The organism is Amycolatopsis sp. NBC_00355 (assembly GCF_036104975.1).
Classification (GTDB): domain Bacteria; phylum Actinomycetota; class Actinomycetes; order Mycobacteriales; family Pseudonocardiaceae; genus Amycolatopsis.
In genome coordinates this window covers 6,583,676-6,603,385 of sequence record NZ_CP107982.1, presented here as the reverse complement: position 1 = coordinate 6,603,385, position 19,710 = coordinate 6,583,676, and the positions used below count along the sequence as shown (strand labels likewise).

At 70.0% G+C, this 19,710-nt stretch carries 23 protein-coding genes, 1 tRNA gene and 1 pseudogene; 14 read left to right on the top strand and 11 right to left on the bottom strand.

Annotated elements, in window-relative coordinates:
- The first annotated feature begins 18 nt into the window (after nucleotides 1–18).
- Complete coding sequence (locus OHS18_RS29965; protein WP_328613150.1) at nucleotides 19–1,422, top strand: MFS transporter; 1,404 nt, start codon at nucleotides 19–21, stop codon at nucleotides 1,420–1,422.
- Here OHS18_RS29965 and OHS18_RS29960 read toward each other — a convergent pair.
- The 5 genes from OHS18_RS29960 to mug form a co-directional block, all read right to left on the bottom strand.
- Nucleotides 1,412–1,705 (bottom strand): GlsB/YeaQ/YmgE family stress response membrane protein, encoded by a 294-nt coding sequence (locus OHS18_RS29960; RefSeq protein WP_328446993.1) that lies wholly within the window; start codon nucleotides 1,703–1,705, stop codon nucleotides 1,412–1,414. The genes OHS18_RS29965 and OHS18_RS29960 overlap by 11 nt on opposite strands.
- A gap of 146 nt (nucleotides 1,706–1,851) precedes the next feature.
- Complete coding sequence (locus OHS18_RS29955) at nucleotides 1,852–2,127, bottom strand: GlsB/YeaQ/YmgE family stress response membrane protein (protein ID WP_328446995.1); 276 nt, start codon at nucleotides 2,125–2,127, stop codon at nucleotides 1,852–1,854.
- A gap of 193 nt (nucleotides 2,128–2,320) precedes the next feature.
- Nucleotides 2,321–4,156, bottom strand: a complete 1,836-nt coding sequence (locus tag OHS18_RS29950) for an acyl-CoA dehydrogenase (RefSeq protein WP_328613149.1) — start codon at nucleotides 4,154–4,156, stop codon at nucleotides 2,321–2,323.
- A gap of 159 nt (nucleotides 4,157–4,315) precedes the next feature.
- Complete coding sequence (locus OHS18_RS29945) at nucleotides 4,316–5,101, bottom strand: response regulator transcription factor (protein WP_328446999.1); 786 nt, start codon at nucleotides 5,099–5,101, stop codon at nucleotides 4,316–4,318.
- A gap of 393 nt (nucleotides 5,102–5,494) precedes the next feature.
- The gene (gene mug / locus OHS18_RS29940) at nucleotides 5,495–6,046 is read right to left on the bottom strand and encodes a G/U mismatch-specific DNA glycosylase (RefSeq protein WP_328447001.1); all 552 of its coding nucleotides are present in this window, start codon (nucleotides 6,044–6,046) and stop codon (nucleotides 5,495–5,497) included.
- Between mug and OHS18_RS29935 the strand changes: the two are divergent.
- Nucleotides 5,982–6,578 (top strand): annotated as a pseudogene (locus tag OHS18_RS29935) (class I SAM-dependent methyltransferase); the annotation flags it as partial. The gene mug and the pseudogene OHS18_RS29935 sit on opposite strands and share 65 nt — an antisense overlap.
- A 94-nt stretch (nucleotides 6,579–6,672) precedes the next feature.
- Complete coding sequence (locus tag OHS18_RS29930) at nucleotides 6,673–7,002, top strand: hypothetical protein (RefSeq protein WP_328618742.1); 330 nt, start codon at nucleotides 6,673–6,675, stop codon at nucleotides 7,000–7,002.
- A 183-nt stretch (nucleotides 7,003–7,185) separates the two neighbouring features.
- Here the strand turns inward: OHS18_RS29930 and OHS18_RS29925 are convergent, their stop codons facing one another.
- Together OHS18_RS29925 and OHS18_RS29920 are read right to left on the bottom strand one after the other, a co-directional pair.
- Nucleotides 7,186–7,830, bottom strand: a complete 645-nt coding sequence (locus tag OHS18_RS29925; protein ID WP_328613148.1) for a VanZ family protein — start codon at nucleotides 7,828–7,830, stop codon at nucleotides 7,186–7,188.
- Between the two features lie 104 nt (nucleotides 7,831–7,934).
- Nucleotides 7,935–8,063 (bottom strand): hypothetical protein, encoded by a 129-nt coding sequence (locus tag OHS18_RS29920; RefSeq protein WP_328613147.1) that lies wholly within the window; start codon nucleotides 8,061–8,063, stop codon nucleotides 7,935–7,937.
- A gap of 49 nt (nucleotides 8,064–8,112) precedes the next feature.
- Here OHS18_RS29920 and OHS18_RS29915 point away from each other — a divergent pair, with 49 nt between their 5' ends.
- The 5 genes from OHS18_RS29915 to OHS18_RS29895 all read left to right on the top strand — a co-directional run bounded on the left by OHS18_RS29915 (nucleotide 8,113) and on the right by OHS18_RS29895 (nucleotide 12,569).
- Entirely contained in the window at nucleotides 8,113–8,424 is a 312-nt protein-coding gene (locus OHS18_RS29915; protein ID WP_328613146.1) for a GNAT family N-acetyltransferase, read from the top strand.
- A 49-nt stretch (nucleotides 8,425–8,473) separates the two neighbouring features.
- Nucleotides 8,474–9,553 (top strand): Gfo/Idh/MocA family protein, encoded by a 1,080-nt coding sequence (locus OHS18_RS29910; protein WP_328613145.1) that lies wholly within the window; start codon nucleotides 8,474–8,476, stop codon nucleotides 9,551–9,553.
- Between the two features lie 51 nt (nucleotides 9,554–9,604).
- On the top strand, nucleotides 9,605–10,384 hold the full coding sequence (locus OHS18_RS29905) for an alpha/beta fold hydrolase (RefSeq protein ID WP_328613144.1): 780 nt from the start codon (nucleotides 9,605–9,607) through the stop codon (nucleotides 10,382–10,384).
- A 114-nt stretch (nucleotides 10,385–10,498) separates the two neighbouring features.
- Nucleotides 10,499–12,193, top strand: coding sequence for a bifunctional metallophosphatase/5'-nucleotidase (locus OHS18_RS29900; RefSeq protein ID WP_328613143.1), 1,695 nt, complete (start codon nucleotides 10,499–10,501; stop codon nucleotides 12,191–12,193).
- A 49-nt stretch (nucleotides 12,194–12,242) separates the two neighbouring features.
- The gene (locus OHS18_RS29895) at nucleotides 12,243–12,569 is read left to right on the top strand and encodes an MmcQ/YjbR family DNA-binding protein (RefSeq protein ID WP_328447016.1); all 327 of its coding nucleotides are present in this window, start codon (nucleotides 12,243–12,245) and stop codon (nucleotides 12,567–12,569) included.
- Here the strand turns inward: OHS18_RS29895 and OHS18_RS29890 are convergent.
- Entirely contained in the window at nucleotides 12,559–13,086 is a 528-nt protein-coding gene (locus OHS18_RS29890; protein ID WP_328447018.1) for a GNAT family N-acetyltransferase, read from the bottom strand. The genes OHS18_RS29895 and OHS18_RS29890 overlap by 11 nt on opposite strands.
- Before the next feature lie 8 nt (nucleotides 13,087–13,094).
- Nucleotides 13,095–13,472, bottom strand: a complete 378-nt coding sequence (locus OHS18_RS29885) for a nitroreductase family deazaflavin-dependent oxidoreductase (RefSeq protein ID WP_328447020.1) — start codon at nucleotides 13,470–13,472, stop codon at nucleotides 13,095–13,097.
- Nucleotides 13,473–13,560: 88 nt separating this feature from the next.
- Between OHS18_RS29885 and OHS18_RS29880 the strand changes: the two genes are divergently transcribed.
- From OHS18_RS29880 to OHS18_RS29870, 3 genes are all read left to right on the top strand, one after another.
- Nucleotides 13,561–14,211, top strand: a complete 651-nt coding sequence (locus OHS18_RS29880; protein WP_328447022.1) for a hypothetical protein — start codon at nucleotides 13,561–13,563, stop codon at nucleotides 14,209–14,211.
- Between the two features lie 98 nt (nucleotides 14,212–14,309).
- Nucleotides 14,310–14,660 (top strand): YciI family protein, encoded by a 351-nt coding sequence (locus tag OHS18_RS29875; RefSeq protein ID WP_328447023.1) that lies wholly within the window; start codon nucleotides 14,310–14,312, stop codon nucleotides 14,658–14,660.
- On the top strand, nucleotides 14,657–15,844 hold the full coding sequence (locus OHS18_RS29870; RefSeq protein WP_328613142.1) for an RNA polymerase sigma factor: 1,188 nt from the start codon (nucleotides 14,657–14,659) through the stop codon (nucleotides 15,842–15,844). Before OHS18_RS29875 ends, OHS18_RS29870 begins: the two co-directional genes overlap by 4 nt.
- 65 nt (nucleotides 15,845–15,909) lie before the next feature.
- Here the strand turns inward: OHS18_RS29870 and OHS18_RS29865 are convergent.
- A tRNA-Gly gene (locus tag OHS18_RS29865) sits at nucleotides 15,910–15,980 on the bottom strand.
- Between the two features lie 115 nt (nucleotides 15,981–16,095).
- Between OHS18_RS29865 and OHS18_RS29860 the strand changes: the two genes are divergently transcribed.
- Entirely contained in the window at nucleotides 16,096–17,295 is a 1,200-nt protein-coding gene (locus OHS18_RS29860; protein WP_328613141.1) for an oxygenase MpaB family protein, read from the top strand.
- An 84-nt stretch (nucleotides 17,296–17,379) separates the two neighbouring features.
- Nucleotides 17,380–17,961, top strand: a complete 582-nt coding sequence (gene dcd, locus OHS18_RS29855; protein WP_328447029.1) for a dCTP deaminase — start codon at nucleotides 17,380–17,382, stop codon at nucleotides 17,959–17,961.
- On the opposite strand, the gene OHS18_RS29850 is transcribed toward dcd, so the two are convergent.
- The gene (locus OHS18_RS29850) at nucleotides 17,958–19,151 is read right to left on the bottom strand and encodes an FAD-dependent oxidoreductase (RefSeq protein WP_328613140.1); all 1,194 of its coding nucleotides are present in this window, start codon (nucleotides 19,149–19,151) and stop codon (nucleotides 17,958–17,960) included. The two genes, dcd and OHS18_RS29850, sit on opposite strands and share 4 nt — an antisense overlap.
- A 73-nt stretch (nucleotides 19,152–19,224) precedes the next feature.
- Here OHS18_RS29850 and OHS18_RS29845 point away from each other — a divergent pair, with 73 nt between their 5' ends.
- On the top strand, nucleotides 19,225–19,695 hold the full coding sequence (locus OHS18_RS29845) for a MarR family winged helix-turn-helix transcriptional regulator (protein ID WP_328447033.1): 471 nt from the start codon (nucleotides 19,225–19,227) through the stop codon (nucleotides 19,693–19,695).
- The last annotated feature ends 15 nt before the right edge of the window (nucleotides 19,696–19,710 follow it).

The window sequence follows — 19,710 nt, the reverse complement described above, 5'->3', positions numbered from 1 at the left end:
AAGCCGCAGGGTCGGGGCATGACACTCACCACCCCGGCCCCGGCCGTCCCGGGCCGCTCCACGCGGCCGTGGTTCATGCTCGGCGTGCTGCTGCTCGGCCAGTTCATGGCGCTGCTCGACGTCACCGTCGTGAACGTCGCCATGACCGACATCCGCGCCGACCTGCACACGTCCGGCGCCGCGCTGCAGCTCGTCGTTTCCGGTTACACCGTGGGTTACGCGATGCTGCTGATCACCGGCGCCCGGCTCGGCGAGCTGTACGGGCGACGCCGGCTGTTCGTCACCGGCGTCGTCGGCTTCACCCTCTTCTCCGCACTCTGCGGCCTGGCGCCGGACGCGCAAACCCTCGTCGTCGCCCGGATCGCGCAGGGCGCCGGCGCGGCGCTGATGATGCCGCAGGTCATCAGCGTCATCCAGGCGCAGTTCAGCGGCCCCGCGCGGGCGAAGGCGCTGAGCGCGTACACCGCGGTCATCTCGGTCGCGTTCGTCGCCGGTCAGGTGGTCGGCGGCGTGCTCGTCGGCGCGGACCTGTTCGGCGCCGGCTGGCGGCCGATCTTCCTGGTGAACGTGCCGATCGGCGTGCTCGTCGCCGTGCTGGCGGCGAAGCTGGTACCCGGCGGCGGAACACCGAACGGCCGCCGGCTCGACCTGGCCGGGCTGGTGATCGCGGTGCCCGCGGTGGTGCTCCTCGTGCTGCCGCTGGTGCTCGGGCACGAAACCGGCTGGCCCGCCTGGACGTTCGCCTCGCTGGCCGCCGGCGCTCTCCTGGCCGTGCTGTTCGTGGTGGTGGAACGCCGCGTGCGCGACCCGCTCGTGCGCCTCGACGTGCTGCGGATCCGGGGTGTCGCCCCGGGTCTGGCCGCACTGGCCGCCGGGGTCGCGTCCTACGGCGGGTTCCTGTTCTGCCTGGCCTTGCACCTGCAGACCGGATTGGGTGACACGGCGTTGACGGCCGGCCTCACGATGGCACCCGGCGGCGTGGTCTTCGGGCTGTGCGGGTTCTTCTGGAACCGGCTGCCCGCGCGGATCCACGCCGCGCTGACGCCGATCGGCTACGTCGGCTCGGCGGTGGCGTACGGCCTGCTCGCGCTGAGCCTGCGCGACGGCGGCCACGGCGGCGCGTTGTTCTTCACGGCGTTGACGCTCTTCGGCCTGTCGATGGGCCCGGCGTTCGGCTCGCTGATGACGCAGGCCCTCACGCACGTCCCGGTCGCGAGCGCCGCGGACGCCAGCGGGCTGCTGACCACGACGTTGCAGCTGGGTCAGGTCATCGGCGTCGCGACGTTCGGCAGTGTCTTCCTGACGATCGCGACGACGTCGTCCGCGCACGCCATCACCACGACGATGACCTGGGCCGCCGTGCTGCTGCTCGGGGGCGCCGGGTTCGCCGTGGTGCTGGCGCGCGCGTCGGTCAGGCGTTAGTGCGGCTGCCGCCCTTGATCCGCGCGTAGATCGCCGAAGCCGCGACGACGCCGACGACGGCGGCGACGATCTGGAAGATGTGCCGGATCCAGTCGATGCCGTTCGTGTCCCGGACGCCGAACACGCCGGCGAGCCAGTTGCCGATGAACGCGGCCACGATGCCGACCACGATCGTCAGCCAGATCGGGATCTTCTGGTCGCCGGGCGCGAACAACCTGCCGAGCACGCCCAGGATCAGGCCCACGATGATCGTCGAGATGATGCCCCAAAGTCCGCCGAGCACGGTGCCTCCTCCGATAGCCCAATAAGCGCAACCGTGACACCTATTCGGACGGCCCGCCTCTCTGGACCCCTGATGGAGTGAGACACAAAAAGGCCCGGTCCGGCTCGCCCCCGACGGCGAACCGGACCGGGCCGGGATCGTGGGTGTTACCTCGATACCCCGCGACGGCCGTAGGCGCCGGCGGCGATCGACACACCGATGGCCGCGAGGACGACCTGGGTGAGGATCTCCAGCCAGTCGATGCCGTTGGTGTCGGCGTAGCCGATACCGCGCGCGATGGCCGTGCCGATGAACGCGGCGACGATACCGATCACGATGGTCAGCCAGATCGGGATGCTCTGCTTGCCCGGGGCGACCAGCCGCCCGAGCACACCGATGATCAGGCCGATGATGATGGCGCCGATAACACTGGCGATTGTCATCGCTTCTCCTCTCAAGGGATCCGCGGTCCCGGTGTTCCGGGGCTCCGCGGCTCGATCGTCGGAATGCCCCGGGTGGGTGACGGCGAAACACGGTGTACCGGGAATTACCCTCCCCGCCGCCGCATCGTTACGACGTCTGCCGGACACGGCGAAGGGGCCCTTCCCGGCCGGGAAGAGCCCCTTCGGACGTGGCTCAGAACGCGGCTTCGTCGAGCTCCATGAGCGCGTTGTCCGCGGCTTCGACGATCGCGCGGCGAGCGGTCAGCTCCGGCAGCACGCTCTTCGAGAAGAACGACGCCACGGCGATCTTGCCCTCGTAGAACGGGACGTCCTTGGCGGACGCGCCCGCGTCGAGCTTGGCGATGGCGACCTCGGCGTGCTTGAGCAGCTGCCAGCCGATGAGCAGGTCGCCGACGGACATCAGCAGGCGGACCGTGTGCTGGCCGACCTTGTTGATGTTCTGCGGGTCCTCCTGCGACGCGGTCAGGTAGCCGATCAGCGAGCCCAGCATGCCCTGCGTGTCCTCGAGGGCCTGCTTGAGCAGCCCGCGCTCGTTCTTGAGCCGGCCGTTGCCCGCCTCGGACTCGATGAACTTCGTGATCTCGCCGGCGACGAAGGCCAGGGACGCGCCCTTGTCGCGGATGATCTTGCGGAAGAAGAAGTCCAGCGACTGGATCGCCGTGGTGCCTTCGTACAGCGAGTCGATCTTGGCGTCGCGGATGTACTGCTCGATCGGGTAATCCTGCAGGAAGCCGGAGCCACCGAGGGTCTGCAGCGACTGCACGAGCTGCTCGGTGGCGCGCTCGGAGCCGACACCCTTGACGATCGGCAGCAGCAGGTCGTTGACGCCGTGCGCGACCTTCTGGTCACCTTCGCCGGTCCACAGCTGGTCCTGGAACGACGCCGTGTAGAGGTACACCGCGCGCAGGCCCTCCGCGTACGCCTTCTGCAGCATCAGCGAGCGGCGGACGTCCGGGTGGTGCGTGATGGTGACGCGCGGCGCGGCCTTGTTCAGCATGTTCGGCAGGTCGGCGCCCTGGACGCGCTCCTTGGCGTACTCGAGCGCGTTGAGGTAACCGGTCGACAGCGTGGCGATGGCCTTGGTGCCGACCATCATCCGGGCGTACTCGATGACCTGGAACATCTGCGCGATGCCGTCGTGCACCTCGCCGAGCAGCCAGCCCTTGGCCGGGGTGCCGTGCTGGCCGAAGGTCAGCTCGCACGTCGTCGAGGCCTTGATGCCCATCTTGTGCTCGACGTTCGTGACGAAGGCGCCGTTGCGCTCGCCCAGCTCACCGGTCTTCGAGTCGAAGTGGAACTTCGGCACGAGGAACAGCGACAGGCCCTTGGTGCCGGCCTTGGTCTCGATGCCGGGACCCTCGGGGCGCGCCAGCACGAGGTGCATGATGTTTTCGCTCATGTCGTGCTCGGCGGAGGTGATGAACCGCTTCACGCCGTCGATGTGCCAGGAGCCGTCCTCCTGCTGGACGGCCTTGGTGCGGCCCGCGCCGACGTCGGAGCCGGCGTCCGGCTCGGTCAGCACCATCGTGGCGCCCCAGGCGCGGTCGATCATCAGCTGGGCCCAGTGCTTCTGCTCTTCGGTGCCGTTCTTGTTCACGATCATCGCGAAGTTGGGGCCCGCGAGGTACATGAACAGCGGGGCGTTGGCGCCGAGGATCAGCTCGGACGCGGCCCACTGGACGGTCGGGGGCAGGCCGAAGCCGCCGAGGTCGTCGGTCAGGCCCAGGCGCCACCACTCGCCGTCGAGGAGCTGCTTGTAGCTCTTCTTGAACGACTCGGGGATCTTGACGCTGAAGGTCTTCGGGTCGTACACGGGCGGGTTGCGGTCGGCGTCGGCGAAGGACTCGGCCAGCGGGCCGGACGCGAGCTTGTTCAGCTCGGCCAGCACCCCGCGCGCGGTCTCCTCGTCCGACTCGGCGAGCACACCCTTGCCCAGGCGCTCCTGCACGCCGAGTACCTCGAAGAGGTTGAACTCCAGGTCTCGGACGTTGCTCTTGTAGTGGCCCATGTCGTCACTCCAATGTGTTCGGCTCCCCGGCCGGGCACACACTTGCCTTACTCGCCGGTAACTTCAGGATATTACCTGCGGGTAACTGGAGCAAGCAGATCCGCACTTCCGGGTACCGGAAATCCACCGGAAAGTGGGCCTGGACCAGGCTGACGCGGGTCAGCGGTGGCCCGGGACGGCCGTTGTGTCCGCCGTCACCGGTGTGTGGCCGTCCTCCGCCCTGGCGATCAGTATCCCGCCCCGGAACGCGATCGTCACGGCGTGTGTCCGGTCGCGTGCGGAGAGCTTCCGCAGGATGCTCTTCACGTGGGTCCGCACGGTCTCGACGGACAGGAACAGCAGCTTCGCGATCGCCGAGTTCTCGAGGCCTTCGGCCACCAGCTGCAACACCTGGTATTCGCGCCTGGACAGCGGCATTCCGCCGCGCGGCGCCGGTGGGCTGTCGTGGGCGAGGTCCCCCTTCGGCACGGTCGAGCGCTTCGGCCGGGCGGTGAGCGCGGCCAGCCCGGGGTCGATGTACCGGCGTTCGGTGTGAGCGCGGCGGATCGCTTCGGCGAGCCGTCGTGAGTCGATCGACCGCGGCACGATCGCGTGCGTCCCGGCGGCGATGGCGGTCGCCAGGTACTGCTGCGTGCGATTCGCGTCACGGATGAGCGTGACGATGATCAGCGCCGGGTCGCCGGCGTTGAGCAGCTTCGTCAGGTGGCAGTTCGGATCCAGCGCCGAATCGAGCACGACGACGTCCGGTTTCACCTGCTCGCACAGCTGCAACGCGGCGTGGTGGCTGGCCGCCTGCCCGGACCAGTGCAGCCCCTGGCTGCGGTGGACCAGCGCGGCGAGGCCGTCGCGGTAGATCGGGACCGGATCGACGACAGCCACGCCGAGACTGCGCCCGCCGGGTCCGGCCGGCCCGATGGGCCTGCGGGTGGGCTCGATGCCGTGCATCGTGGGCCTCCGTCTCTGCGCTGTCGCTCTTGGGACGCCGGACGTGTCCCCTCGGTTTCACGCGATCCGGCACCACCCGGTCCCCCCTGCCGGGACCGGCCAAAAGTGACTCCCTCTGCTTGGTACGAGTCGCAAGTGCGCAGCTCATGACGCCAATTCCCCCTCATGGCCCAACCCGCCGGTTACAGCAAACTCTGGGTAGAAAACCCCTCCAGGAGTGCGGCTCGACCGAGAGCGGAACGACCTGATGGGGCGGCGGGTGCTACTGAGGGTGGCCCGGGGCGCGGGACGTGGAACCGGCTGTCGCTCCCCTTCCTTCCGGCTCGTCCCCCTCTAACGTCCGATGCGGCCGTTGGATGCGGGTTGTGACTGGTCAGCAGGGTGCGAGCAGGGCTAGCGACTCACGACCGCGGCCCGCAGCGCGGCGAACTCCGCCGCCAGCCCCTCGGGTGTCCAGTGCGCGTTCAGGCCGCTCGGATTCGGGAGCACCCACACGTGTGTCCCTCCGATGCGCAGCTCTTGCGGGCCGACACGCGCCTTCGGAAAGCCGAAGGCGGTCCGGTACGCCGTGATCCCGACGACCGCCAGCCACCGCGGCCGGTGTTCGAGCACCTTCGCGGCCAGCACTTCGCCGCCGTCGCGCAGCTCGTCGTCGGTGAGCTCGTCGGCCCGCGCGGTGGCCCTGGCGACGACGTTCGTGATGCCGAGCTTCAGGCCGAGCAGCTCGTCCTGTTCGGCCGGCCCGAACCGCCGCGGCGTGAAGCCCCCGCCGTGCAGCGCCGGCCAGAACCGGTTCCCGGGCCGCGCGAAGTGCTGCCGGAGCGCGCCGGAGTAGAGGCCGGGGTTGATCCCGCAGAACAGCACGTCGAGGCCGGCCGCGATGACGTCCGGGATGGTGGTGCCGTACGCGGCGGCCAGCTGGTCCTTGGTGGGTCGGGTGTTCACCCGTCCAGTCTCCGGTACGACTTTCGGACCGGCAGGGCACAACTCCCCCCGCCGGCGACGCCGATCACCCGTCCGGTTCGGTGGGTCGCGGCCCGGTGGTTGTCCACAGGCTCCCGCTGTTGTGGACAACTGCTGTGGATTTCCCCGCTCCGCCCGGGTTCGTCGGTGGGCGCCGATACGCTGGAGGCGGGGCCGGCCCCCAGGGATGGGCGGGGGATGTTCTGGGGGGCGGATTTCGGCGCCGGACCTCGCGGGGCTGGACGGACGGGAGCCGCGCGGGCCGTTCGGGCAAGCTCGGGGGATGGACTCCGGCCAGGTCACCGCGGACGGCTGTGCCGTCGACGTCTACCTCCTGCTTCCGCCGGACGGCGAACCCGAGATCGTGCACGCCGCGCTCCCGCCGGGCTCCTCGATCCTCGAGCTCGGCTGCGGAGCCGGCCGGGTCACGCATCCGCTGCAGGCCCTGGGGCACGAGGTGGTCGCCGTCGACGACTCGGCCGCCATGCTCGCGCACGTCCGGGCCGAGACCGTCCGCGCCCGGATCGGTGACCTCGACCTCGGCCGGGAGTTCGACGCCGTCCTGCTCGGCAGTCACCTGATCAACACCGCGCGGGGACGAAGACCGCTTGGCCCTGCTCGCCGCCGCGCGGCGGCATCTCGCGGCCGACGGGCGGCTGATCGTCGAGTGGCACCCGCCGGAATGGTTCGACACCGTGCGAGACGGTCAGGGCGGGTGCCTCGGCGACGTCGCCGTGGAGCTGGCCGACGTCGTCCGCGACGGTGATCTCCTATCCGCGACGGTTCGCTACGAGGCCGAGGGCCGGCGCTGGGACCAAGAGTTCACCTGCCGCCGGATCGACCTCGACGCCGTCCTGACCTCGGCCGATCTGATCTTCGACGCGTGGCTCGCCGGGGAGCGGACCTGGTTCGCCGCGCGGGGCCGTCGCCAGGGGTAGCGAATTCACCACTGACCTGCGTACCCTGTGTGATCTCCCGCACAGCGCCGTACCGAGGAGGATTTTGTGCAGCTTCCGCTCGTCCTCGGACTGGTCGCGCTGGTCCTGGCCGTGGCGGCCCTCTTGGTCGTTCTCGAGGACCGCCGTGCCACGAAGCGCGCCGCGCTGCAGCGCAAGGCCCGGTTAGCGCGTCTGGGCGAGGTGGATCCGCGGGCTCCGGGCCGGCTGCACGTCGACCGGTGAACGCTCGGCCCGCAGCAGGGTCAGCAGGAGCGCCCCGAACACCCAGCCGACGCCGGCGCCGAACGTGTTGTTCATGAGGTCGTCGACGTCGAAGATCCGGTAGATGTACGGCGCCGTGCCGAAGTTCGCGGTGACCTGCGTGAGCTCGATGAGCAGCGACGCCGTGAAGCCGATCAGGGTCGTGCCGATCAGGCCGCGGCGCCACAGGATCCGGGCGAACACCCCGAGCGGGACGAACAGCAGGACGTTCATGCAGGCCTGCTGGAACGTCTGCGTCATGAACCACTGCGACAGCGGCTCACCGTGCTTCAGCAACTCGGTGTGGATGTCGGTGATCCACTGGAACGGGTGCAGCTGCACGGTCTGGCTCAGCCGGCGGGTGCCGGGGCCGGGCAGCGGCAGGAACACGACCGCGAAGGTCATGCACCCGTAGAGCAGCACGGCCGCGGTGGTGACGATGCCGCGCAGCCGAAGGCCGCCGTGCCGCGCGAGCTGGGTGAGCAGCTGCGGCACCAGCACCACGGTCCACAGCGCGAAGAAGCCGATGAGTCCGTACTGCAGGGCGGTGACCTGTGCGTTCGTCATGCCACCGACGGTATGGATCTTGACCGGGGTGCCACTTCGGTCGATCAGCCGGACGCCGCGCGCGCCCATCGGCCACTTGGCCGATCCGGGGACGGGCCGATCGGTCAGGGCTGATCGGGCAACGGCTCGTCCTCGCGCTCTTCCGTGCGCTCGGCACGCCACGCGCTGAACACCGTGCCGCCGATCATCAGCACGACGACGGCCAGCACCACGAGTACGACCTCGATGCCCATTCTTCCCCCACTGCCGGAACTCATCGCCTCATCGCGGCCGCGATAGCCGGTGTTACCGGACACGCCGGAGTACTTCGGCTCGCTCGTCTGCGGCTGGCCGGGTGCGGCCGAATGGCTGGTCTTCTCGATGTGGGTTGCGCCACAACTACGTGGTCACGGCTTGGCCGCGCGGCTCATGGACGCGGTCCGCGCGGCGGCCGGAGAAGCCGGCGCGCAGGCCATCGCCCTGCACGTCTTCGAGGGGAACGACCGCGCGAGACGCGGCTACGAGCGGCTCGGCTTCGTGCTCGCCGGGGACAGTGAGGACGTTCCGGGCCACGGCCGTCGTCACCGGATGCGGCTTGCGCTCACGCGGGAATGACCGCGACGCTCGGCACGTAAGTCTTGTGGGGGAAACGAAAGGAACACTCATGGCACCGGTCCGGGTCGGCATCATCGGGCTCAGCGCGAACGGCGGCTGGGCCGCGACCGCGCACGTGCCCGCGCTGGCCGCGGTGGAGGGCTACGAGCTTCGCGCGCTGAGCGCGAGCAGCGCCGAGTCGGCGCGCGTGGCCGGCGAGAAGTACGGCGTGCCGCTGACCTTCGGCGACGCCGGGGAGCTGGCGCGGCACCCGGAGGTCGACCTGGTCGTGGTCGCCGTGAAGGTGCCCGAGCACCGGGCCCTCATCGAGCCCGCGCTGGCCGCAGGCAAGCAGGTGCTGAGCGAGTGGCCGCTGGGCGTGAGCCTCGCGGAGACCCGCGAGCTGGCCGAAGCCGCGAAAGACGGTCAGACGGCCGTCGGGCTGCAGGGCCGCTCCGCGCCCGCGTTGCGTTACCTGCGTGACCTGATCAAGGACGGTTACGTCGGCCGCGTGCTGTCGACGTCGCTGATCGCGTCCGGCGGGAACTGGGGCTCGAGCGTGCGCGCCGGCCGTGACTACCAGCTGCACCCCGAGGGCGGGGCGACGCTGCTGACCATCCCGTTCGCGCACACCGCCGACACGCTGCACATGGTGCTCGGCGGGTTCGCCGAGCTGTCGGCCACGATGGCGACCGTGCGGCCGCGGGTGCGCGACGAGGTCACCGGCGACGCCGTCCCGATGACCGTGCCCGACCAGATCGCCGTCTCCGGCGTGCTGACCGGCGGCGCGATCGTGTCGCTGCACCTGCGCGGCGGCACGTCGCCGGCCACGGACTTCCTCTGGGAGATCAACGGCACCGAGGGCACCCTGGTCGTCGACGCCGCGGATCCGCTGTTCTGGATCTCCAAGCTGACGTTGCGCGGCAGCCGCACCGGGACGCTGGAACGGCTCGCCGTGCCCGCGCGGTACGAGCTGCCGCAGCTGGCCGGGCGCGCGTCCGAACCGTCGTACAACGTCGCGCACGCGTACGCCCGGCACCTCAAGGGCGACCTGCCGGACTTCGGGCACGCGCTGCGCGTGCACCGGGTGCTCGACGCCGTCCAGCGGTCGGCCGACACCGGGACGCGGGTTCACCCGGACGCAGAGTAACTGTTACCGGCGGTAGTAGATTTTCCGCCGACCCGGACCTACTCTCGGGTAATGGACGACGTTGTCTACGACCGCGCGGGCCGGGGCGAACCGCTGGTGCTGATCCACGGCATCGGCCACCGCCGCCAGGCCTGGTCCCCGGTGTTTCCGCTGCTCACGCCGCACCGTGATGTCATCGCCGTCGACCTGCCCGGCTTCGGCGACTCGCCCGAGCCGGTCGGCGGGTACGGCGTCGAGCCCGCGCTGGTGATGTTCAAGGACCTCTTCACCGAGCTCGGCCTCGACCGGCCGCACGTCGCGGGCAACTCGCTCGGCGGCCTGCTGGCGCTTTCGCTCGGCCAGGCCGGGCTCGTCCGCAGCGTCACCGCCCTGTCGCCGGCCGGGCTGTGGAACCGGCGCCAGAAGCTCTACGCGATCGCGACGCTCAAGGCCCACCGCGCGCTCGCCCAGCGCACCCCGCCGAACGTCGTGCGCCGGCTCGCCGCGACGGCGGCCGGGCGGAAAGCGCTGGTGGGCATGATCGTCGGACGCCCCCAGCTGCTCTCGCCCGAGATCGTCGCCGAGGACGCGCACGCGCTCGCGACCGCGCCGGGCTTCGAGCCGACCGCGGCCCAGTCCCGCGGCAGCTTCCGCTTCACCGGCCCGGTCACCGGCGTCCCGGTGACGATCGCGTGGGCCCAGCAGGACCGGATCCTCGCCCGGCCGCGCCTCGCCGAGCTGCGGAAGGTCGCGCCGAACGGGACGTTCAAACTGCTGCCCGGCTGCGGGCACGTGCCGATGAGCGACGACCCGCAGCTGGTCGCGAAGACGCTGCTCGCAGGAAGCCGTTAGGTGACATTCGCTTTACGTCCGTCTTTTGACCCTGGTCGCTGACCCCTCAGCGAGGCAGAATCCTCCGCCGTGCGCCCGTTTGGGGACCTTGGGCGCGAATCGGAGGAAACACGCATGAGGCTTTCAACCCGGCTCGTGGTGCTCGCCGCGGCCGCGCTGGCGACGACGGCGGTGACCACCGCACCCGCGTCCGCGGGCCAGCGCCCGGACCCGACCACCGACGTCCGGATCATCGCTTTCAACGACCTGCACGGGAACCTGGCGCCGCCGACCGGCTCCAGTGGCCGCGTCACGCAGTCCGACGGGACCACTGTGGACGCCGGCGGTGCCGCGTACCTGGCGACGCACGTGAAGCAGCTGCGGTCGCAGGTGCGCAACTCGTTCGTCGTTTCCGCCGGTGACAACATCGGCGCGTCGCCGCTGACCTCGGCGCTGTTCCACGACGAGCCGACCATCGACTTCCTGAACATGCTGGGCGTCAACGCGTCCGTCGTAGGCAACCACGAGTTCGACGAGGGCTACAAGGAACTGCAGCGCATGCAGTTCGGCGGCTGTCACCCGACCGACGGTTGCCAGTTCGACAAGAAGTTCAAGGGTGCGGGTTTCCCGTTCCTCGGGTCCAATGTGTACTTCACCAACGGCCTGCCGGCGCTGCTGCCGTTCACCGTCAAGTTCGAGGGTGGCGTGCCGATCGGCGTCATCGGCGCGACGCTGAAGGACCTGCCCTCGGTCGTCACGCCGGAGGCGATCAAGGGCCTGAAGTTCGGCGACGAGGTCGAGGCGATCAACCGCACCGCGAACCTGCTCGACTTCCTCGGCGTCAAGTCCCAGATCGTGCTGCTGCACCAGGGTGACAGCACCGAGCTCGAGGGCCCGAACGACTGCAAGGTCCTGCCGGGCCCGGCCACCGCGATCGCGAAGGCGGTGACCCCGAAGGTCGACGCGATCTTCACCGGCCACAGCCACCAGCAGTACAACTGCGTGATCAACGACCCGGCCGGCCAGCCGCGCCCGGTCATCCAGGGTGCGTCCTTCGGCCGCCTGCTGTCCGTCGTGGACCTGAAGATCAACCTGAAGACGCGGGACGTCGTCCGGTCGGCGACGCAGGCCCACAACGAGATCGTCACCCGCACGGTCACCCCGGACCCGGCCGTGGCGGCGCTGGTCGCCGACGCGACGGCGAAGGCGGCCCCGATCGGGAACAAGCAGGTCGGCACGATCACCGCGGACCTGAAGGCGGCCGGGAACGCGGCCGGCGAGTCGGCACTCGGCGACGTCATCGCCGACGCGCAGCTGGCGGGCACGCAGTCGAACAGCGCGGTCATCGCGATGACCAACCCGGGTGGCATCCGCGCCGACCTGACCTACGCGTCGTCCCCGGCGGGCGAAGGCGACGGCGTGGTGACCTACAGCGAGGCGTTCACCGTCCAGCCGTTCTCGAACATCATGCAGACGATCACGCTCACCGGCGCGAACCTGAAGAACGTGCTGGAGCAGCAGTGGGCGCCGGGGGTGAACCCGAAGTTCCTGCAGATCTCGAGCTCGCTGCACTACAGCTACTCGGCGTCCGCACCGCAGGGCTCGCGGGTCTCGAACATCACGGTGAACGGCACGCCGGTCGACCCGGCGGCGACGTTCCGCGTGTCGGTGAACAACTTCCTCGCCGCCGGCGGTGACGGCTTCACCGAGTTCACCAAGGGGACGAACCTGGCGGGCGGGCCGGTCGACCTGGACGCGCTGACCGCGTACCTGGGCGCCCACCCGAACCTGGTCCCGCCCGCGGCGGACCGGATCACCCCGCTGCCGTAGGTCCGGTTTTTCCAAGACGCCGGGTCCGACGGGGTTCGACAATGGACCCATGACGACTTGGGAAGACGTCGTCCGCCTGGCCTCGGAACTGCCCGAGGTCGAGGCGGCGACCTGGTACCGCACGCCCGCGCTGAAGGTGGCGGGCAAGGGGTTCGCGCGGCTGCGCGACGAGGCCGAAGGCGGCTTGGTCGTGCTGTGCGGACTCGAGGAGAAGGCCGCGTTGCTGGAGTCCGGCGACGCGGCCTTCTTCACGACACCGCACTACGACGGCTACGGCTCGATCATCGTCGACCTGGACGAGGTCGACGTCGATCAGCTGCGTGAGCTGCTCGAAGAGGCGTGGCGGCTGAAGGCGCCGAAGCGGCTCACCAGGTGAGTTCGCCCTTGAGCATGCTCATCAGGATCATGTCGTGGCGCTCGCCGTCGGGCGCGACGAACGCCTCGCGGTGGCGGCCGTCTTCGGAGAAGCCGACCTTGCGGTAGACGTGCCGGGCGCGTTCGTTCTCGGCGACCACCCAGAGCGTGATCATGTGCAGCCGCATGGCGTTGAAGCCGTAGCGGCACATCAGGCGCAGCGCCTCGGTGCCGTAACCGCCGCCGCCCCGGTAGTCGGCGTCGCCGATGTAGATGTCCAGCTCGGCGTTGCCGATCTCGGGCTCGGCGTCCCGCAGGTCGATGACGCCGATGAGCTTGCCGTCGGCCTCGATCCCCAGGACGACCAGTTCGTAGCTGTTGACCGGCCGTTCTTCGGCGTGCTTGCGCAGCTGTGCGAGGGAGCGCGGGTGGCTGGTGGTCATCCACCGGCCGATCTCGGGGTCGTGGATCCACAGGTGGATCTTCTCGGCGTCCTCCGGCTCCAGCGCGCGCAGCCGGACGAGCTCCCCCTCGAGCATTTCTCCCCCTAGTCCCGCTTGAGCAGCAGGAAGTCGTGGACATTCAGCAGGCCGAGGAACTGCCGCACGGGGGTCGGCATGGCCTGGCGCGACTCATCATGCACGAGCCGGGCGCCGTGCACGGAGTGGTTTTTCCGCTGGGTGACGACCGTGCAGCCGCCCGCGGCCAGCACGTTCTTCACCCAGTCGGCGTCCGGCCCGTAGGTCAGCGCGACGACGAAGCCCTCCGCCGTGCCGAAGACGTTCACCGGCGTCCGGTACTCCTTGCCCGACTTCCGTCCCTTGTGGACGATCATGCCGAATCCGGGAGCCCAGTTGACGACGTACTTGTTGACGCGGTTGGTCGCGACGCGGTTGAACCGGGCGAGGCCCTTGGGGAGCACCATGGCGGTCATAATATCAACGTGTGATGAATTCGGCGACCGGACGACCCCGGCTCCCGGTCCGTCGTCGCCCGATGGTGGGATACGGGGCATGTCGACCGAATGGCCGTTGCGCCAGGATCCGGAAGCACCGGTGATCATCGCCCTGGCGCTGGTTTCCGACGCGGACGCGCTGGGCTTCGTCGTCCTGGACGACGAAGACGACTGGTTCATCAGCGACGGCACCGAGCTGTCGGAAGAAGTGCAGGTCAACCGCGAGAACTTCGGCAAGCTGTCGGTCCGCGAGGCGCTCGAGCTGCTCCCGCAGCTGGCCGCGCTGGCGGACCTGCCGACGGGCATGGCCGCCGACTGGGACCCGGACCACCGCACGTGGCTCCTCTCGTCGGTGACCGGCTCCGACGACGAGGACGAGGACATCCGGCTGCTCGCCCAGCGCCGCGCGGCCTGGGAGTTCGAAGGTTCGCCGGACGACGAAGCCCAGATCAGCAGCGGCCTCACCGAGCTGCCGACCGGCTCGGAGCGCCCGGTCCGCGCGGTCCGCCAGGTCGTGCGCGAGCAGGACGGCACGTGGCTGTTCGTCGGCTTCGAGGTCCCCGAAGCCGAGGACTTCGAGGTCGAGGGCCTCGAGCTGGAGCACGTCGCGAAGCTGTACCCGGAGGTCCGGACCGTGCTGAAGGCCGCGCCGGGCCAGGTCTACGACCGCGCGACGCCGGACGCCGAGTGGGAGCTCGTCGAAGGCTGAGAAAAAGTCCGGCGCGGTTGTCCTGGAGACGTCCGCGCCGTTCGTCCTTACAGTGAGAGCCGGCGATCGGCGCCGGCCGACCTCTGTGAGGAGCTGTCATGCCCAAGTACGCCGCCATCATCTACGCCTCCGACGTCGACCCGACCCAGCCCGAGGCCACCGGGATGATGCGGGACTACGACGAGTTCGGCGCGGCCGCGCAGGCCGTCATCCGCGGTGGCGCGGCCCTGTACCCGACCGCGACCGCGACGACCGTCCGCGTCACCGGCGGCAAGGGCGGCGACATCGTCACCACCGACGGCCCGTACGCCGAGACGAAGGAAGCCCTCACCGGCTTCTACCTGATCGAGTGCGCCGACCTCGACGAAGCCGTCAAGGTCGCGGCGCAGATCCCGGGCGCCTGGGACGGCGCGATCGAGGTCCGGCCGGTCGTCGAATTCGGCAAGTGACCCTCGCCGGTGACGCGATCGCGAGGCTGGTCCGGGACGAGGGCACCCGGGTACTGGCCACGCTGGTCCGCGTCACCGGCAGCGTCGACCGGGCCGAAGACGCGGTCCAGGACGCCGTGGTGCGCGCCCTCGAGACGTGGCCGCGCGACGGCGTCCCCGCCAACCCTCGCGGCTGGCTGCTGGTCGCGGCCCGCCGGCGCGCGGTCGACGTCGTCCGCCGCGAAGCGAAGCGCCTCGGGAAGGAGGCCGACGCGATGCCGCCCGTCGACCCGTTCCCCGACCCCCTCGCGGTCCGCGACGACCTGCTGAGGCTGGTCTTCACGTGCTGCCACCCGGCGCTGTCCCTGGACGCGTCGGTGGCGCTGGCCCTCCGGACGCTGGGCGGCCTGTCGACGGCGGAGGTGGCCCGCGCGCTGCTGCTCCCCGAAGCGACGCTGGCGAAGCGCCTGACGCGCGCGAAGCAGAAGATCGCTCAGGCTCAGATCCCGTACCGCGTGCCTTCTTGCGAAGAGCTGCCCACGCGGCTGGCCGGCGTTGCGTCGACGGTGTACTTGATCTTCAACGAGGGCTACACGGGCCGTCTTTCGTTGGCCACCGAAGGTGTGCGCCTCGCCCGTTTGCTGGCCGAGCTGATGCCGGACGAGCCGACGGCGCTGGGCCTGCTGGCGTTGGTACTGCTGCAGGACGCCCGCCGCGCTGCCCGCGTCTCCGCGGGTGTGCCGGTGTTGCTGTCGTCGCAGGACCGCTCGCTCTGGGACCCGTCGCTGATCAAGGAAGGCGTGTCGCTGGTGGGCGCAGGCCTGCGCCGGACGCCGTCGGTGCCGGACCCGTACGTGATCCAGGCGGCGATCGCGGCTTGTCACGACCTCGCGCCCACGTACGCGGAGACGAACTGGGACGCGGTGATCTCCTGGTACGACGTCCTGTTGTCGGTCCAGGACACGCCGGTGGTCCGCCTGAACCGCGCGGCGGCGGTGGCGGAACGGGACGGTCCGGCGGCGGCTTTGGCGCTGGTGGACGGATTGCCGGGCTTGGCGGACTACCCGTGGTGGCACGCGGCGCGGGCGGAGTTGTTGCACCGCTTGGGTTCCCCGGCGGCGTCCGAGGCCTTGTCCCTCGCGGTGGAGGCCGGACTTCCGGCCGCCCACGCGGCCCACCTGCGGGCGCGGATCGGTCCACAGTAGACGCCGGAATTCGGGGCCGGGAAAGCGAAAAGCCCCGGATGTGAAATCCGGGGCTTTCGGCTGAGAGCGGATGACGGGAATCGAACCCGCGTATTCAGCTTGGGAAGCTGATGTTCTACCATTGAACTACATCCGCAGTGCGTGGCCAGCATACACGGCGTGGTGATCCTCCTGTCCAGACCCCTCCTCGCTCGACCTCCTTGACGTCGGCGCGTCAAGTGACAACACTTGTTGTCGACATCGGAGGCGATATGGACGATCCCGAGCTGTTCCGGCAGGGCGGGTTCCGGCTCGCGTCGCGGCTGTTCATCGAGGGTGACATCCGGGGCGACGAACGGCAGGTCGCCCGGTTGCGGGAGTTTGCGCAGGTCGAGGACCGGCTCGCCGATGACGTGGTCGCCTGGATGGCGCAGCAGCCGAAGGGGCGGGGGCGTGAAGCGTTCGAAGCCGCCCTTCGTGACGAGGTTGCGGTCGATGCGCCCGGACCCTTGAGGGACTTCTTCGCCGACGTCGAGGCCAAGCCCTACTGGGTTGATGACGAGCGGCTCGAGCGCGGTGCGAAGGCCATCACGCGGGCCGGGTTGCTCGGGCTCTTTCCGCTCGGGAACATGTCGCTCATGGGCGGGTACCTCGCCTCGCGCGCCACGAAGTCGCTGGTCGGGACCGGGGAGATCGAGTACCAGGCCACCCGGCGGCTCGTCGAGACCGCGGCCTGGTGGATCGACGTCACCACGCCCGGCGCGCTGAAGCACGGCGCCAAGGGGTACGTCTCCGCGTTGCGGATCCGGGTGGTGCACGCCCACGTGCGCGCCGCCATGAACCGGCGGGAGGACTGGGACTACGCCGCCTGGGAAAGGCCCGTCAACCAGGTGCAGACCGCCGGCACCCTCCTGCTTTTCTCGCTCGTCTACGTCTTCGGGACGCAACTGCTCGGCCTCCGGTACTCCGCCCGCGAGCGCGGCGACATCCTGCACCTCTGGCGCTACATCGGCTGGCTGATGGGCGTCGACGACGAACTGCTGCCCAGTGACGAAGAGGACGCGTGGCGGCTGCTCTGGCTGCTCGCGGCCACCGAGTTCATCCCGGACGACGACTCCAAGCGGCTCGCGAAGGCGCTGGTCGAGGCCAACGCCGCCGTCGGGGAAGGGCGCGGGGCCGTCGGGAAGGTGCTCTCGCACGTCTCCGTCGCTGTGCACTCCTCGATCTCGCGGCTCGTGCTCGGGAAGACCAACGCCGACTTCCTCGAGCTGCCGAACGACCCCGTCGCGCAGGCCGTGATCGTCACCGCGGCCGGGGTCAACTTCGCCGCCGAGACGGTGCGGCGGTTCATTCCCGGGGCCACCGCCCTGCAGGAACGGATCGGGGAGGCCGGCCGACGCGGGTACGTGAGGCGGCTGGAGAAGATCTTCGGACCTGACACGACCTACGCGCAGCACATGCGGGCGGCCTAACCGGCTTTCGGGGGTCCGGGTGGCGGAGCCCCCTGCTCGGGGCGGAGCCCCGGATATCCCAGCCCACCGGATAGGCTTCCCGGCGTGCTGCTCAGTGACCGTGACCTCCGCAAAGAGCTCGACGCCGGCCGGCTCGGCATCGACCCCTTCGATCCCGGCATGGTCCAGCCGTCCAGCGTCGACGTCCGGCTCGACCGGTTCTTCCGCGTCTTCAACAACAGCAAGTACACCCACATCGACCCGCAGCTGCAGCAGGACGAGCTGACCTCCATGGTCGAGAAGGAGGGCGACGAGCCCTTCGTGCTGCACCCGGGCGAGTTCGTGCTCGGCTCGACGTTCGAGCTCGTCACCCTGGCCGACGACCTCGCCGGCCGCCTCGAAGGCAAGTCGTCGCTCGGCCGGCTCGGGCTGCTCACCCACTCGACGGCGGGCTTCATCGACCCCGGCTTCTCCGGGCACATCACGCTCGAGCTGTCGAACGTCGCGAACCTGCCGATCACGCTCTGGCCGGGCATGAAGATCGGCCAGCTGTGCATCTTCCGGCTGTCCAGCTCGGCCGAGCACCCGTACGGCTCCAGCGAGGCCGGCTCCCGCTACCAGGGCCAGCGCGGGCCGACGCCGAGCCGGGCGTACAAGAACTTCCACCGCGTCGACACCTGGCGCTAGGCACTCACCTTCTCGTTCCAGTCGATGTGGTGGTTCCACATGAAGGCGTTCGGGTCCTCGGTCTGCGGCTTCGCGAACGCGCGTTTGATGAAGAAGTCGCGGAGCACCCGGCCGACCGGGCCGATCACCTTGTCGTCGCCGTTGCGCTTGCCGCGGGCGACGACCGCTTCGACACGCTCGCGCCGCAGGCTCTCGTAGGTGGCCAGCGCCTGCTCGACGTCCGGCACGTCGCGCAGGCATTTTCCCAGCGTGACGGCGTCTTCGATGGCCATCGACGCGCCCTGGCCCGCCGCCGGTGACGTCGCGTGGGCCGCGTCGCCGATGATCACCATGCGGCCGCGGTGCCAGGTCGGGACGGTCGGGAAGTCGTACGTCGGCCACGCCGGGTAGACGTCGCGGGTCGCGCGGATGATCTCGGTGGCCGGCGTCCGGTCGCGGCCCACCAGATCCAGCAGCTCGGTCCGCAGTTTCTCGCCGGCGAGCGCGGCCAGCTCGGAGCCGGTCGGCTCGGTCTTGCGGGCCGGGTTCGCGAACCACCAGACACGCCCGTCCGGGCTGACGACGTGGCAGAAGAACAGGCGCCGGCCGAAGACCATGTTCAGCACGCCCGGCTCGTCCGGCAGGGTCAGGCCTTCGGCGAACCCGCCGGTGTTGAGCAGCGGCACGTACCGCGGCGACGGCGCGTCCGGATCGATGATCGTGCGGACCCGGGAGCGCAGGCCGTCGGCGCCGATCAGCAGGTCGCCTTCGGCGTGCGAGCCGTCCGAGAACTCGGCTCTGACCTGCGAAGACGTCTGGTTCGCGCCGATCAGGCGTTTGCCGTACTCGGCGTGGATCCCGCGCCGCTCGGCCTCTTCGCGCAGGGCGACGTAGAGGTCGGAGCGCAGCACGGTCTGGCTCACGGTGCCGTCCGGCAGCGTGCCGCCGAGCGGGAACTCGGCCAGCCGCGTGCCGTCGCCCAGGCCGATCGACATCCGCGGCGAGTCGAAGCCGGTGCTCTTGACCACGTCTTTCAGGCCGAGCGGCAGCAGCGCGTCGAGGCCGTTGACGGCCAGCGTCAGGAACGCGCCGACGCCCTCGGCGCCGCGGTCGTACGCCTCGAACAGCAGCGGTTCGTGGCCGGCTTCGTGCAGCGCGATGGCCGTGATCGTCCCCGCGATCCCGCCCCCGATGATCAGTGCCCGTGCCATGTACTTCGTCCTCTCGAAACTCTTAGAAACTAATTCGTTCTGTCGAACTAAAGAGTGGGCTACGCTGATGGCCGTGTCAAGCGAGCGAGCGAAGCTGGTCGAAGAGGTCCTGCTCGGGGCGCGGGAGCTGTCGACGGAGACGGTCATGTTCCACACCGCGATCGCCGAGACGCGCGGCCTGTCGCCGGTCGAGAACAAGGTGCTGGACTACCTCGCCCGGCTCGGCCCGCAGATGCCGAAGGAGCTGGCGCGGCTGTCCGGCCTCGCGCCCGCGTCCGTGACGGCGTTGATCGACCGGCTCGAGCGCAAGGGGTTCGTCAGCCGCGAGCCGCACCCGGACGACCGGCGCAAGGTCCTCATCGCGCTCGACCCGGGCGCGATCGAGCGCAGCGTGCACCTCTGGGACCACCTGATCGCCAAGGTGCTCGAACTCTGCGAGGGCTATTCCGACGACGAGCTCCGGACGGTGATCGGGTTCGTCGCGGCGGCCGCGGCCATCACCCACGAGTCGACGGTGAAGCTGACGGATTCCCCGGGCGGGTGATCACCGGGGTCAAAA

Excerpts from the sequence above, each read along its gene's own strand:
- OHS18_RS29920 (WP_328613147.1), bottom strand. The coding sequence starts at position 8,063 with ATGGGCATCGAGGTCGTACTCGTGGTGCTGGCCGTCGTCGTGCTGATG.
- OHS18_RS29965 (WP_328613150.1), top strand. The coding sequence starts at position 19 with ATGACACTCACCACCCCGGCCCCGGCCGTCCCGGGCCGCTCCACGCGG.
- OHS18_RS29910 (WP_328613145.1), top strand. The coding sequence starts at position 8,474 with ATGGCACCGGTCCGGGTCGGCATCATCGGGCTCAGCGCGAACGGCGGC.
- OHS18_RS29850 (WP_328613140.1), bottom strand. The coding sequence starts at position 19,151 with ATGGCACGGGCACTGATCATCGGGGGCGGGATCGCGGGGACGATCACG.
- OHS18_RS29860 (WP_328613141.1), top strand. The coding sequence starts at position 16,096 with ATGGACGATCCCGAGCTGTTCCGGCAGGGCGGGTTCCGGCTCGCGTCG.
- OHS18_RS29900 (WP_328613143.1), top strand. The coding sequence starts at position 10,499 with ATGAGGCTTTCAACCCGGCTCGTGGTGCTCGCCGCGGCCGCGCTGGCG.
- OHS18_RS29925 (WP_328613148.1), bottom strand. The coding sequence starts at position 7,830 with ATGACGAACGCACAGGTCACCGCCCTGCAGTACGGACTCATCGGCTTC.
- OHS18_RS29890 (WP_328447018.1), bottom strand. The coding sequence starts at position 13,086 with ATGCTCGAGGGGGAGCTCGTCCGGCTGCGCGCGCTGGAGCCGGAGGAC.
- OHS18_RS29895 (WP_328447016.1), top strand. The coding sequence starts at position 12,243 with ATGACGACTTGGGAAGACGTCGTCCGCCTGGCCTCGGAACTGCCCGAG.
- OHS18_RS29945 (WP_328446999.1), bottom strand. The coding sequence starts at position 5,101 with ATGCACGGCATCGAGCCCACCCGCAGGCCCATCGGGCCGGCCGGACCC.
- OHS18_RS29955 (WP_328446995.1), bottom strand. The coding sequence starts at position 2,127 with ATGACAATCGCCAGTGTTATCGGCGCCATCATCATCGGCCTGATCATC.
- OHS18_RS29905 (WP_328613144.1), top strand. The coding sequence starts at position 9,605 with ATGGACGACGTTGTCTACGACCGCGCGGGCCGGGGCGAACCGCTGGTG.
- OHS18_RS29885 (WP_328447020.1), bottom strand. The coding sequence starts at position 13,472 with ATGGTGCTCCCCAAGGGCCTCGCCCGGTTCAACCGCGTCGCGACCAAC.
- OHS18_RS29880 (WP_328447022.1), top strand. The coding sequence starts at position 13,561 with ATGTCGACCGAATGGCCGTTGCGCCAGGATCCGGAAGCACCGGTGATC.
- OHS18_RS29875 (WP_328447023.1), top strand. The coding sequence starts at position 14,310 with ATGCCCAAGTACGCCGCCATCATCTACGCCTCCGACGTCGACCCGACC.
- OHS18_RS29950 (WP_328613149.1), bottom strand. The coding sequence starts at position 4,156 with ATGGGCCACTACAAGAGCAACGTCCGAGACCTGGAGTTCAACCTCTTC.